Genomic DNA, 13777 nt, shown 5'->3' with positions numbered 1-13777 from the left:
AAAGTTTATGATGAACAAAATGATCGTTAGCGTTCTGCTAGGATCTTTGATTGTTTCCGGAAGCCTGATGCTGAACGGAACGGCCATGCGGCCCGCATTGCCGGATTCCGGTATGGCGGATGGCAAGGCGGCTCTCCCGGGAGCGGGCGGGACCTCAGATATTAAGGTGCCGGTGCCTGCCGGAAGCGTTGAATCCGCCGGCGAGAAGACTTACGCTCAGCTGCCCGTGACACAAACCGCAAATAACATCGAAGTAACCGTGCATGCCGTCAGGCTTAAGGCCGACACGGCGGATTTCGAGGTGACGATCCGGAATCTTTCGGACCGTGAGTCGATCGCGCCGGATCTGGCAAGCGTCTCCGTCGTTACGAATGAAGGCCTGCCGGGCCGGCACTCGGAGAAGGTACGTGCTGCGCAGGTTAATCCGGATTTCGAGCAGGCGGTGATCCAGCCGGGCAAGGAGAGATACGGATGGCTGAGCAGCGGTGCGTGGAGCGAGGAAGCTCCCGAGCGTCTCACTCTGAATGTGACAATCCGCACCAACAGCGGGGTGGAGCAGGCGTTTGCCATTCCCGTAGACTGCCGGGGACTTACGTTCCGCACGCTTTGATGATACGGGCCGTTACGGGCAGGATTGCCGAGACGGATGAAGAGAACCGGAGCCGAACGGATCGCTAAGAGTAATAGATAGGGCAAGGGCGAGGGCGAGGGCGAGGATAACAACAAGGATAAGAGCAAGGATAACAACAAGAACAAGAGCAAGAGATAAAAAAGATAATTGCATGCCGCACTCAGGTGCGGCTTTTTGCCGTATACCTGTGGCAGGCATCGCGCACCGGCATAAATACCTCTTGCATCTTTTGTAGCAAAGGTGTAATATAAGACCATAAAGACATTGTGATTTATTTCACAGACTAAACCTGATCCATTATTATTCATTTATCCGCTTTGGTTAATCGCCAACAGCTCTTTTTTAAAGAAAGTATGTGAATTAATTCACTAAATAAAATTTCGGGAGGCTATCATCATGACATTCAAAGTTGCCGTAATCGGATGCACACACGCAGGAACCGCCGCAGTTAAAAACATTGCAACACAATATCCCGACGCGGAAATCACGGTCTACGAGCGCAATGATACTATTTCGTTCCTTTCGTGCGGAATCGCGCTTCATGTCGGCGGAGTGATCGGGGATGCACAGGGGCTTTTCTACAGCAGCCCGGAAGAGCTTGCCCGGCTCGGTGTCGTTACCCGGATGCGCCACGAAGTGCTGGAAGTCGATGTGCAGGCCAGAACGCTCCGGGCCCGCAACCTGGAGAGCGGGGAAGAGTTCAGCGACACCTACGACAAGCTGGTCGTGACGACAGGTTCGTGGCCGGTCATTCCCCGGATGGAAGGCATCGGGCTGGAGAACATCCAGCTGTGCAAAAACTACGGCCATGCCCGTGAAATCATTGCCCGCGCGGCGGACGCGAAGCGCATCACGGTAATCGGAGCCGGTTATATCGGCATCGAGCTGGTCGAAGCGTTCCGCGATCTGGGCAAAGACGTGACGCTGATCGACAACATGGACCGCGTCATGGCCAAGTACCTGGACCCCGAGTTCACCGGCTTGGCCGACAAGGAACTCCGGGAACGGGGAGTACGGCTCGCGCTCGGACGGACCGTCGAAGGATTCCGCGGTACGGACGGCAAGGTCCGCGAAGTCGTGACGACCGACGGCACTTTCGAGACCGACATGGTCGTGCTGTGCATCGGATTCCGTCCCGGAACGGATCTGCTCAAAGGCCAGGTGGATATGCTGCCGGGCGGCGCTATCCTCGTGGACGATTATATGCGCACGAGCCATCCCGACGTGCTCGCCGCCGGAGACAGCTGTGCCGTCCGGTATAATCCGACGGGCGAAGCGGCTTACATCCCGCTGGCGACGAATGCCGTCCGCATGGGAACGCTGGCCGCCATGAACCTGCTGAAGCCGGCCGTCCGGTATCAGGGCACCCAGGGCACGTCGGCCATTAAGCTGTTCGACTGGAATATCGCTTCGACGGGACTTACGGAGGGAGCCGCGGCTGCGGCGGGCATGAATGTGAAGGCCGTCGTCATTCATGAGAACAACCGGCCGGAATTTATGCCGACCTATGACGATGTGATGCTCAAACTTGTTTTCGAAGCGGAAGGCGGCCGCCTGGTGGGAGCGCAAGTGATGTCGAAAGCGGATTTGACCCAGGCCGTCAATACGCTGTCGGTTTGCATCCAGAACCGGATGACCGTTCAGGAGCTTGCTTTTGTGGATTTCTTCTTCCAGCCGCACTATAACAAACCGTGGAACCTCCTTAATACGGCAGGCCTGGCCGCTATGCAACGGCTGAATGAAACGGTGGATACGGCTGAGGAGCCGGAACGGGCGCTGGCCGCCGCGGAACGTGCCGATGCTCGACCTCACGGTAAATACGGAGTCGCGTAAACGGGCGCAAACGGACAGAGTTTACGGGTAGAACTGCCCGATCCCTAAGCCTGATTAAAATAGAACCCGCTGCCGTTTTATAAGGGGAGCGGGTTCTTTTTATTCATTCGTATTTCTCTTTATGACCAGTTGTAAGCTCGAACCACTAACCCCCACCCTATAAAGGTAAGGGTCTTGTTCAGCGATAGCTCCCATCTCAAAAAGAGAAAATTTCCATCCGTCCCACAAATAGAGTAAAATATATTAGAAGCTGTACAGCCGGTTTTCAACCTAACTGCCGCAAATTTGGCGCAGCGCATTATAAGATACGGCCGGCTTTTTAGCACCGGGCCAAAGCAAGAAAGCCGTCACATACATACGCAGCTGAATCGGGCTTTTTGGCAGCCCTTTCTTACAATTTTTATCCGGGAGGATAAGCTGATGACATTTGCGGAACATTTTATATAACTCTGTTTACCGGATATCCGGGGACCTCCTTGAAACGTTTTCCTTTCAAAATGTGAACATGAAAACTCAGGAGGTGCCGATCTATGCGTTCGGAACAAGAAATATTTAATCTGGTATTGAAAGTGGCGGAGAATGACAGCCGTGTAAGAGCGGTCGGGTTGAACGGTTCGAGGACGAATCCGAATGTTCCCAAAGACATTTTCAGAGATTACGATATCGTCTATCTCGTCACGGATAGGGAGTCTTTTCTAAACGACCCGGAATGGGTGAACGTTTTCGGGGAACGGATGATTATGCAGACGCCGGAAGAGATGGCTCTGTTTCCTAACGAGCTGGGAAACCGTTTTACCTATCTCATGTTATTTGAAGACGGGAATCGGATAGACCTGATGCTTATTCCTCTTGAGGAGAAAGAGATGTACTGCCGGGAAGACAAGCTGACGGTGATCCTGCTCGACAAGGACAACGCTCTGCCGGTCATACCGCCTCCGACCGATGAAGACTACTGGGTGCAGCGTCCCAACGCCGAATTTTACGCCGATTGCTGCAACGAATTCTGGTGGGTGTCCACCTATGTCGCCAAAGGTTTGTGGAGACAGGAGATTTTGTATGCGATCGATCATTTGAACCTGGTCCGGGCGATGCTGCTCAAAATGCTGGAATGGAAGGTCGGGATTGATACCGGCTTCTCGCTCAGTATCGGGAAGAACGGCAAATTTCTAAAGCGGTACCTGGATGAAGAATCTTGGAACAAGCTTTTGTCGACCTATGAAAACGGCAGTTATGACCAGGTGTGGAACGCTTTGTATGTGATGGGAGAGCTTTTTGAGCCTGCTGCCCTACAAGTGGCGGCCGAATTCGGATATGTTTATCCTGCGGAAGAAGCGGAGAAGATCAAACCGTATTTGCGGCAAGTTCAACTTCTTGCTCCCGATGCGCGGGACATCTATTAACATTTCTTGTAACTAAAAAGAACCCTGACACATAGCTGTCAGGGTCTTTTTGTTACGATGGAAACAGGCCCGGCCACCTCGTTGTTTCAGTCGACGTTAGATTTTATATTGACTGTACGTTCATTCAATAATAAAATAAAGGTACTGAACGGAATATTTTACCTACAGAAAGGAGTTCATGTATATGGATTTGTATTATGAAGTACAGGGAAAAGGCGCTCCGGTCGTGCTCATCCACAGTCCCGGTGTAGACTCTCGCGAATGGAAGTTCATCGCTCCGATTTTGGCGCAGTCGTTCCAGGTGATCACGTTCGACGGCCGGGGGACCGGGAAATCCCCGGCTCCGACCGATCCGGCCAATCTGGTCGAAGATCTGAAGCGCCTGCTTGACCATTTGAATATCGGGCAGGCTGCCCTGATCGGTCATTCCATGGGCGGACAGGCGGCAGCGGATTTCGCTTTGACTTATCCTTCCATGGTTAGCCGGCTCATTCTGCTCGCCCCTTCGCTTTCCGGTTTTCCCTACTCGAAAGAATTTACGGAATGGCTGGCCCAAGTAAACTCTTTCGCCCCCGATCTCGACAAAATGATCGGCACTTCCTTGGCCGGGCCTAATTACCGGGTTGTCATGTCGAGTCCGCAGCGGGATTTTCTGATTGAGATGCATACGGACTATATGCGCAGAGTCTTTACGGAATGGAAGAGTTTCGAAGTAAACTGGCCTCAGCCTCCCGCGATCGAGCGTTTAGAGGAGATTAGCGCGCCAACCTTGTTTCTGCAAGGAACGGTGGAATGGGGGGATATGGAACGCGTTGCGGAGGAATATAAGCGTGTGCCTTCGTGTAAAATCATCCGGATAGAAGGTGCCGACCATATGCTGACATTGACTCATCCCGCGGAAACTGCCGGTTCTATCGAACAGTTCCTGAAGGACCCTATCTGATGCCGCGTTCAAGGGAAGAAAACGAGCGCGTCCGCCAGCTTGCCCAAGAAAACATCCGGACTTCGGCCATGCAAGTTTTTATAGAGAAGGGTTACTATAACGCCTCTATTGCCGATATAGCGAAGAGGGCGGGGGTTTCCAAAGGACTTTTGTACAATTATTATAAAGGAAAAGAAGAACTTCTCGGCGACATGGTACAAAGCCGGATAGAAGAAATCGAAGACGTCATGCAGAAAGCGGCGTCTCTGGCTACCCCGTCCGAGCAGTTGAAACATATCATCGACGGCGCTATCGACAATGTGCTCCAGCATCCGAAAATTTACCGGTTTTATTTGCATCTCCAAACGCAGCCCGAAGAAGATCTGCTGCTGTCCCGGTACAGCCAGATGCTCAATGAGGAAATGGCCCGGCAGTTTCAGCTCCAGTGTGAGATGTTCCGTAAACTCGGAGTTCCCGAACCCGAAATCAGATCGCTTCATTTTTCTTCCGCCATCCACGGGATTTCCCTGATGATCTCGACCTATCCCGAGCATTACCCTGTCCGGCAGGTGAAAGAACAGTTGTTTCGTGATTTTTGCGTTACCGAGTAATTATTCGAGAGGAGCGTCATGATGGAGAACCTTGCGGCGAAAAGCTTGATTGAAAAATACGTGGAGGCCTATAATGCTTTCGATATCGAAGGTATGCTTCTGCTTATGCATGAGGAGATTGTGTTCCGGAACATCTCTAACGGCGTCGTGAATGCGGAGACGGAAGGAAAAGACGCTTTTCGCGAATTAGCCGGACAATCCCAAAAGCTGTTCTCCCAGCGTTGTCAGACAATTACGGATTATGCGGTCAAAGGCGACCGGGTCGAAGTTGAGATTGATTACGAGGGAACTCTTGCGGCCGATCTGCCTCACGGTCCTAAAGCAGGGGACAAGATCGCTCTTAAAGGAAAGTCGGTATTTAAAATTGAAGACGGCAAATTGCTCGTAATCGAAGATTACAGTTAAAACGGTATCCGGGAGGGCTTGCCGTGCTTTCAGCGAAAAGCTGCGGGCCGTCCCCGTACAGAGCGGTTTTGGTCCACGGCGGTGGTTATACGGCGGCGCAATGCGAAGCGTGAAACCGCGTCATGCAAAGCAGCTGAAGTTTCAGCCGGAGAGCGGATATTGGGCAGTGTATATGCGGTGTACGAACGCAAACAGGTGCAGGCTTTTATAGCCTACACCTGTTCTTTTTTTGTCCCGGCGTCAGTAGCGGTCCATAATCAACTGAGTCTTGAGCGAATCCTGCGCGAGGAACCAGCCCTTGCTCTGCAGCAGTGCAATCAGTTCATCGTGCTTCGCGGACGCGGTTGATTCGCTCGTCGTCTTGAACGAAGCTTCGACTATGTATTCGGTGCCGGTTCCGGCAGAGTTCCGGATCGGCCATACTTCGATGTACAGCTTCAAGCCGTTCCAGGTACCGATCGAACGTTTGGCAAGCACCGGCCCGTAGTAGCGGGAGCTTCCGAGCAGACTCGTGCCCCAGCCGTTGCTGAGCCAATCGTCAAACTTGCCCGGCGCATTGCTGATCATCAGGCTGCGGGCATCGCTGACAGACGGAAGATCCATGCCGCTGTATCCGGATTTGCTGGCATTTTTGCTCCGCGTGATGCTCAAGGTTTTGTTCTGGTAGCCCCACTCGACTTGCGCTTCGTAGTTCGTGTCACTGGAGTCGAATCCGTCCTGGTTCGCTTTCGTAAGTGCGGCGTTGATATCGTTGTTTGCGATCGGGTACCGCTTTTTGTAGCTCAGCTCGAATTTGCTCTCGCCTTCGGTTTTACGAATGCGGGGGCTCCAGCCGCCGGTGTAAATAGTTTTGGCGTTCGTGTCCAGGAAAGCCACATTCATTTTGGTAACGCTGGACGGCATGGCGAACGTATCCAGCACGTCGCTTTTGAGCTTGTTATCCGAGCCCAGAACGGCCGCCGGACTCATTAAAATCTTTACCTCGTAATCGGGTACCATGTTGCTTGCGGCATGTGCGGGTTCGGACTGGATAACCGTGCCGGTCAGCAGAGTCGAACCGACGGTCAGGACAAGCGCGGTGGTGCGGAGCAAACGTGTAAACATCCAATTTTCTCTCCTTTATTCTCATCTTGAATAGTTTCCCATTATTTAGAATAAAGAACGTCTATTAGCTCATCGTCAAGGGAAAGGACGATTTATGTAAATACCGCTTTATTTATATTCGCAGAGAAGGTGAATTAAACCCCATAAAAAAGGGATAGGAAGGATACTCAATGCAGCTCGTTCGTTATTGCGTTTGGAATGAATAGAGGTTTGGTACGGAGAGAGGGTGTGGGGAATCGAGCTTAATCGACACATGTACATGTTTCAGCAATGACATATGTCACATGAAATGTTGTTATTTTGTAAAATTGGATAAAAATAGACCTTATTATTAAATTAATACAAAATAGTTCAAAAATACCATGATTACCGGGAGGACATCAGTTATAATTGGTAATTGATGGTGAATTATGTAATTTTATAAGAAGAGGAAGCAAATGGAATTCCTACAAAGCTTGGAAGCAAAAATAGTTTTAGATTTAAACGCAAGAATCTCTTGTTGCAAAATCCCTTAGACGGGATGATTTCATCCATTTGCTAAACTGCCCGCGAAGGGAGGATACCTTTACTCATTATCTCTATCCGACATCAAATGTCAAGTTTTGGAATATTTTTACCCATCGGACAATTCATTAGACGAGCCTGCCGAAAGTACCCCTTCACTTTTTGTCCAAGTTTTTTTTGAAAGTTTGGAGTGTGGAATTAGATAACAGGGTTGCATACCTGAAAACGAATCTCTATACCAGGAGAGTGTCGATGTGAGAGAAAATACGAACAAACGGTTTGCTTTAACTCAAGCGCAGCGAAGAATATGGAGTATGGAAATGATGTATCCGAATACATCGGTCGGAATCATCGTGGGTACTTTGTTTATTCGCGGACCCGTGAATACCGACGCTTTGATGCAGGCGATCTATCAGCTGGTCCGGGACCACGATGCGTTCCGAATCCGGATCGAGTCTTCCGAATCCGGCGAACCCGTCCAGTGGTTTGCGAATGAATCGGACATTGAACCGCACTGCGACTATATGGAAATGGGCAGCGAAGCCGAAGCGAAAGAGTGGCTGGATCAGTTTAATCATACGCCGTTATCCATTTTTGACGAACAACTGTATCAATTCTGCCTGTTTAATCTGAATAACGAAGAACATTGGTTTAACATCAAAATACATCACAGCATAGCGGACGGTATCGCATCGCATCTTCTTTGCACGACGATCATGGAAAACTATACGAAATTAATTGACGGCCGAGAACCGGACGCTAAAGCCAAAGGGACTTATCTCGATTACATCTACGCCGAACAAGAATACGAGCGTTCGGATCGCTACCAGAAGGACAAAGCCTACTGGCTGGACAAGTTCGAATCCTTCTCGGAAATTACACGAATGAAACCGAGTTCGCCTTACTCCGTGAGTACGGAGGCCGACAGGGTGAGTGTGCCTTTCGCAGGCAAGCGCTACGAGCAGCTGCAGCGTTTCAGCGAGGAGAACAACATCAGTACCTTTACGGTGTTTTTGGCGGCTTTATACATATTGCTCCATAAAGTAACGGGAAATGAAGATATTACAGTCGGCACCATCTATGCGAACCGGACGTCGAAGCAGGAGAAAGAGACGTTAGGGATGTTCGTGAGTACGGTTGCGACCCGAATGCTGCTCGAGCCGGATCAGCATGTATTGGCGTTTTTGCAGCATGTGTCCAAAGAACAGAAAGCGAATCTCCGCCACCAGAAGTACCCGTACAATCAGCTTATTCAAGACTTAAGAGAGCGGAACAAACAGTGGGACGTTCCCGAATTGTTCCGGGTGGACATCGAATATTTGCCCGTGAACTGGACTTATTACGACGGCCTCAGCGTAATTCGGAAAAGCAGTCATTCCGGGCACGAAGTGGGCGATTTTGCCGTACACGTTGTAGATATGCTGGACGATAAGGAAATTGATTTGAATATCGATTACCGGGCTCAGTTGTTCGATGAGAGTGAAATCTTACGGATCTCGGAGCAGTTGTTTACTATTATTGACCGGATCGTCCTTAATCCCCGGCAAACCGTGCGCGAGCTGTCCATGCTGAGCAATGAAGAGAAGAATAAGATTTTGGCGGAATTCAATCCGCCGGTGTCCGAACTTCCGCCTGACAAAACGTTCCACCAGTTGTTCGAGGAACAGGCGGCGCTGAATCCGGATACGGCGGCAGTGGTGTACGAGAGCAATCAGCTCACATACGGGGAACTCAACGATCGGGCCAACCGCCTGGCGGGCTCGCTGCGCGGAGCCGGAATCGGCCGAGAAGCGGTCGTGGGCATTCTGGCCGACCGTTCGGTCGATCTGCTCGTCGGCGTCATGGCGGTATGGAAAGCTGGAGGCGCGTACGTTCCGCTGGACCCGGATTACCCGTCCGATCGCATCCGCTACATGCTCGAAGACAGCGGTGCGGCCGTACTGCTGACGCAAAGCGGACTGAGGGACAGAGCCGGAACGTGGCAGGGAGAAGGAGGGGCGCTTCGCACGATTCTATGCCTGGACGACGAGAAGTCGTACAGCGAAGAAAGGGAGAACGCGCCGACGGAGAGTCGGCAGGACGACCTTGCCTACGTGATCTACACCTCCGGCACGACGGGACGGCCGAAAGGCGTTATGATCGAGCACCGGAGTTTGGTGAATACGGCAGCGGCTTACCGCAAGGAATACGGGCTCGATCAGTTCCCCGTACGCCTGCTTCAGCTGGCGAGCTTTTCCTTCGACGTGTTCGTCGGGGATATCGCCCGGACCCTCTACAACGGCGGCACCATGGTCATCGTGCCGAAAGACGACCGGATCGATCCGACACGCCTGCACGGCTGGATACAGAGCCGGCAGATTACCGTGTTCGAATCGACGCCTGCGCTAATCATCCCGTTTATGGAGCATGTGGCGCAGCAGGGGCTCGATATGAGCTCGATGAAGCTTCTCATCACCAGCTCCGACAGCTGCAGTGTGGAAGATTACCGGCAGCTGCAGGAACGGTTCGGTTCTCGGTTCCGGATCATCAACAGCTACGGCGTCACGGAAGCGGCGATTGATTCGAGCTTCTACGACGAACCGCTCTCCAAGCTGCCGGAAGCCGGAAACGTACCGATCGGCAAAGCCTGGCTGAATGCGAAATTTTACATCGTGGACGCTCAGTTGAACCCCGTTCCCGTAGGAATTCTAGGCGAGCTGTGCATCGGCGGGCCGGGCGTCGCCCGGGGGTACATGAACCGTCCGGAACTGACGGAAGAGAAGTTTGCGGACAGCCCGTTCGCTGCCGGGGAGCGCCTGTACCGCACGGGCGATCTGGCTCGCTGGATGGAAGACGGCAACGTGGACTTCATCGGGCGGATCGACTATCAGGTGAAGATCCGGGGATACCGGATCGAGCTCGGCGAAATCGAGACGGCCATGCTGCGTTTTGACGGCATCCGCCAAGCGGTCGTGACCGATCGTACCGACGAGCGGGGCCAGAAGTATTTGTGCGGGTACGCGGTGGCGGAATATGAAATCGATACCAGAGAATTGCACGCGTATCTGGAGCAGACACTCCCTTCGCATATGGTGCCGGCTCGCGTGATGCGTCTGGACCGGCTGCCTCTAACGCCGAACGGCAAGGTAGACCGCAAGGCGCTGCCCGAGCCGGAAGGAAGCGTACAGGCAGAGGTGAAATACATCGCTCCCCGAACTCCGGCGGAGCAGGCGCTTGCCGCCGTCTGGCAGTCCGTGCTGGGCGTAGACAGAGTCGGTCTGTCGGACAATTTCTTCGGACTTGGCGGCGATTCGATTAAAGCGCTGCAAGTTTCTTCAAGGCTCCTTCAGGCCGGTTACAAGCTGGTTATGCGTGATCTTTTCCATTATCCGACGATAGCGTCCCTCAGCCCGCAGCTTCAAACGGCCGGCAAAACCGCCAGCCAGGAAGAGGTGACGGGAGCCGTGACGCTGACGCCGATTCAGCGCTGGTTTTTCGGGCAAAATCCGGCCGACCCGCACCACAGCAATCAGGCCTTCATGCAGTACCGCAGGGAAGGTTTCGAGGAGACGGCTCTGAGGAAAACGATCGCTAAGCTGGTCGAGCACCATGACGCGCTGCGTACGGTTTACCGTAAAACCGGAACCGGATATGAAGCTTGGAACCGGGGGGCCGAGGAAGAATTGTTCAGCCTGGAAGTGGCTGATTTCACGGGCCTCGGAAACTGCAAGGCAGCCGTTGAGGCGAAGGCGAGCGAAATCCAGGGAAGTATCGACCTTGAAAAGGGGCCTTTGGTGAAGCTGGGCCTATTCCGCTGCACGGATGGCGACCATTTGCTCATGGCCATCCACCATCTTGTTGTGGACGGCGTGTCCTGGCGCATCTTGTTTGAAGATTTTGCGGCCGGTTACGAACAGGCTCTCGGCGGACAAGCGATTTCGCTTCCGCACAAAACGGACTCGTTCCAGACATGGGCCGGGCAGTTGTCCCGCTATGCGGGTAGTACGGCGCTTGAATCCGAGCGGACTTACTGGAGGCAGATCGGGCGGATCGAACTTGCGCCGCTGCCCAAAGATTTGGGACAGGAGAAATCAAGGCTCCAAGACAGCGATGTCGTGACCGTAAGATGGACGGAAGGCGAGACGGAGCAGCTCTTGAAACAGGCGCACCGCGCTTACAATACGGAGATGAACGATCTTCTGCTTACCGCCCTCGGTATGGCCGTCCAAGCCTGGACGGGACATAGCCGGGTGCTCGTGAATTTGGAAGGCCACGGCCGTGAAGACATTCTGCCGGATGTCGACATTACGCGCACCGTCGGATGGTTCACCAGCCAGTTTCCGGTCATGCTGGAGAGCGGCCGGGATCAGACGGTTGCCCAGCAGATCAAGCAGACCAAGGAAGGACTCCGGCGTATTCCCAACAAGGGAATCGGCTACGGCATTCTGAAATACATGCCGGAAGAGCGGGAGAGCGACCTATTCGGTTCCGATCCGGAAATCAGCTTTAACTACCTCGGCCAGTTCGATCAGGATTATCAGAGCAGCGGTCTGGAACCTTCTCCGTTCTCAACCGGGAACGATATCAGCGGAAACGCGGTGATGGATTTCGCGCTCGACATGAACGGAATGGTCACGGAGGGTTCGCTTGAGCTTACGATCCGCTACGGCACGACACAGTACCGCCGGGAGTCGATTGAGCGGCTGGGGAGCCTCCTGGAAACAAGCTTGCGGGGAGTAATCGCGCACTGCTTGTCCAAGGATCTGCCGGAGCTTACGCCGAGCGATGTCCTGCTGCCGGAGCTGTCCGTAGAAGAGCTGGAGCAGTTGACGGCACGCACCGCCCCCATCGGCGAGCTGGAAAATGTGTACACGCTGACTCCGATGCAGAAGGGCATGCTGTTCCACAGCCTGCTGGACGCCGATTCGGAAGCCTATTTCGAGCAGGTCACGTTCGATCTGCAGGGCAGCCTCGACGCCGAAGCTTTTGCGAAAGGGCTGGATGTGCTGATTCAACGGCATGAAGCGCTTCGGACCAATTTTATAAGCGGATGGAAAGATGAGCCGGTTCAGATCGTGTTTCGTCAGCGGAAAGGCGAAATTTACTACGCAGATATAAGCGGACTTGACGAGGCGGAGAGGGAGCAAGCACTCGCTGAACTGGCAAACGCCGACAAAGCCCGGAAATTTGATTTGGCGCATGACTCGCTTATGCGGGTGACCCTTGTGCGGACCGATGAACAAACCTGGCACTTGATCTGGAGCCACCATCATATCCTGATGGACGGCTGGTGCATGTCCTTCATGATCAAGGAAGTGTTTGAAAGCTATTTCGCGTTTCTGGAACGAAGAAAACCGGAACTTCCTCCCGTTACTCCGTTTGCCCGTTATATCGAATGGCTGGAGAAACAGGATCGGAACGCGGCAGCCGACTATTGGAGCGGTTACTTGAACGGCTACGACCATCACACGAAGCTTCCTCAGGAAAAAGCGCAGCGTAAAGCGGAAAGTTTCAACGCGGTCGAACTGGATTTTGAATTCAGCCGGGAACTGAGCGAGCGGATCGAGCGCGTGTCCAGGCAAAATCAGGTGACGCTGAGTACGTTCGTCCAAACGCTCTGGGGTCTTGTTCTGCAAGTTTATAACAACAGCCGGGATGTCGTGTTCGGCTGCGTCGTTTCGGGCCGTCCGGCGGATATCGCCGGTGTGGAAAGCATGATCGGCTTGTTTATCAATACGATTCCGGTCCGGGTTAGGAGCGAAGCGGGACAATCTGTGGCAGATGTCTTGCGAAAAACCCAGGAGCAGGCACTTGCCTCGGGCGCTTACGATACGTTCCCGCTTTATGAAATCCAGGCGCTTAGCGAGCAAAAACGCGATCTTATCAGTCATATCATGGTATTCGAAAACTATCCGATGGAGGAACGGATCGAACAGCTTATCGGAGGAAACGGAGCTTTGGCCATTTCCAACATTCAGGCCCCGGAGCAAACGAACTACGATTTCGATATAACGGTTATTCCGGGCGAGCGGATTGTGATCCGGTTCACCTATAACGCGGATACGTTCAGCGAGGAAGACATCCGTGGGATTCACGGGCATTTCACCCGGGCGGTCGAGCAGGCTGCGGCCGATCCGAACATCCCCGTCGAACAGTTGGAGCTGCTTACGCTTTCGGAAAAAGAGCAGCTGTTCGAAGCGTTCAATCCGGCCATGTCCGAGCTTCCGCAGGTGCAGACGTTCCACCGGCTGTTCGAGGAACAGGCGGTCCGGACTCCCGATGCGTTGGCCGTTGTCTATGAAGACAAGCAGCTGTCCTACCGGGAGCTCAACGAGCGGGCAAACCGGCTGGGCGGAACGCTGCGCGCCGGAGGCGTCGGCAGAGAGTC

General features: G+C 53.2%; 8 protein-coding genes. 7 read left to right on the top strand and 1 reads right to left on the bottom strand.

The window, feature by feature from the left end; genetic code table 11:
- Window positions 1-7 precede the first annotated feature (7 nt).
- The 6 genes from HMPREF1207_RS01140 (at window position 8) to HMPREF1207_RS01115 (ending at window position 5802) form a co-directional block, all read left to right on the top strand.
- Entirely contained in the window at window positions 8-610 is a 603-nt protein-coding gene (locus tag HMPREF1207_RS01140; protein ID WP_009674642.1) for a hypothetical protein, read from the top strand.
- Window positions 611-1027: 417 nt separating this feature from the next.
- On the top strand, window positions 1028-2464 hold the full coding sequence (locus HMPREF1207_RS01135) for an FAD-dependent oxidoreductase (RefSeq protein ID WP_009674623.1): 1437 nt from the start codon (window positions 1028-1030) through the stop codon (window positions 2462-2464).
- Between the two features lie 530 nt (window positions 2465-2994).
- Window positions 2995-3864 (top strand): aminoglycoside 6-adenylyltransferase, encoded by an 870-nt coding sequence (locus tag HMPREF1207_RS01130; protein ID WP_009674646.1) that lies wholly within the window; start codon window positions 2995-2997, stop codon window positions 3862-3864.
- Window positions 3865-4048: 184 nt separating this feature from the next.
- A complete protein-coding gene (locus HMPREF1207_RS01125; protein WP_009674634.1) occupies window positions 4049-4807 on the top strand; it encodes an alpha/beta fold hydrolase in 759 nt (252 codons plus the stop codon).
- Complete coding sequence (locus HMPREF1207_RS01120) at window positions 4807-5397, top strand: TetR/AcrR family transcriptional regulator (RefSeq protein ID WP_009674638.1); 591 nt, start codon at window positions 4807-4809, stop codon at window positions 5395-5397. The genes HMPREF1207_RS01125 and HMPREF1207_RS01120 overlap by 1 nt, the downstream gene beginning before the upstream one ends.
- A gap of 21 nt (window positions 5398-5418) precedes the next feature.
- A complete protein-coding gene (locus tag HMPREF1207_RS01115) occupies window positions 5419-5802 on the top strand; it encodes a nuclear transport factor 2 family protein (protein WP_009674647.1) in 384 nt (127 codons plus the stop codon).
- Window positions 5803-6042: 240 nt separating this feature from the next.
- Here HMPREF1207_RS01115 and HMPREF1207_RS01110 read toward each other — a convergent pair whose 3' ends face one another.
- Window positions 6043-6906, bottom strand: a complete 864-nt coding sequence (locus HMPREF1207_RS01110) for a hypothetical protein (protein ID WP_009674626.1) — start codon at window positions 6904-6906, stop codon at window positions 6043-6045.
- A gap of 758 nt (window positions 6907-7664) precedes the next feature.
- Between HMPREF1207_RS01110 and HMPREF1207_RS01105 the strand changes: the two genes are divergently transcribed.
- Window positions 7665-13777 (top strand): non-ribosomal peptide synthetase (locus HMPREF1207_RS01105; RefSeq protein ID WP_016423377.1); only part of this gene is annotated, 6113 nt, incomplete at its 3' end.

It is taken from the genome of Paenibacillus sp. HGH0039, from assembly GCF_000411255.1.
Taxonomy (GTDB): domain Bacteria; phylum Bacillota; class Bacilli; order Paenibacillales; family NBRC-103111; genus Paenibacillus_F.
This window is presented reverse-complemented; position numbering and strand designations above follow the sequence as displayed.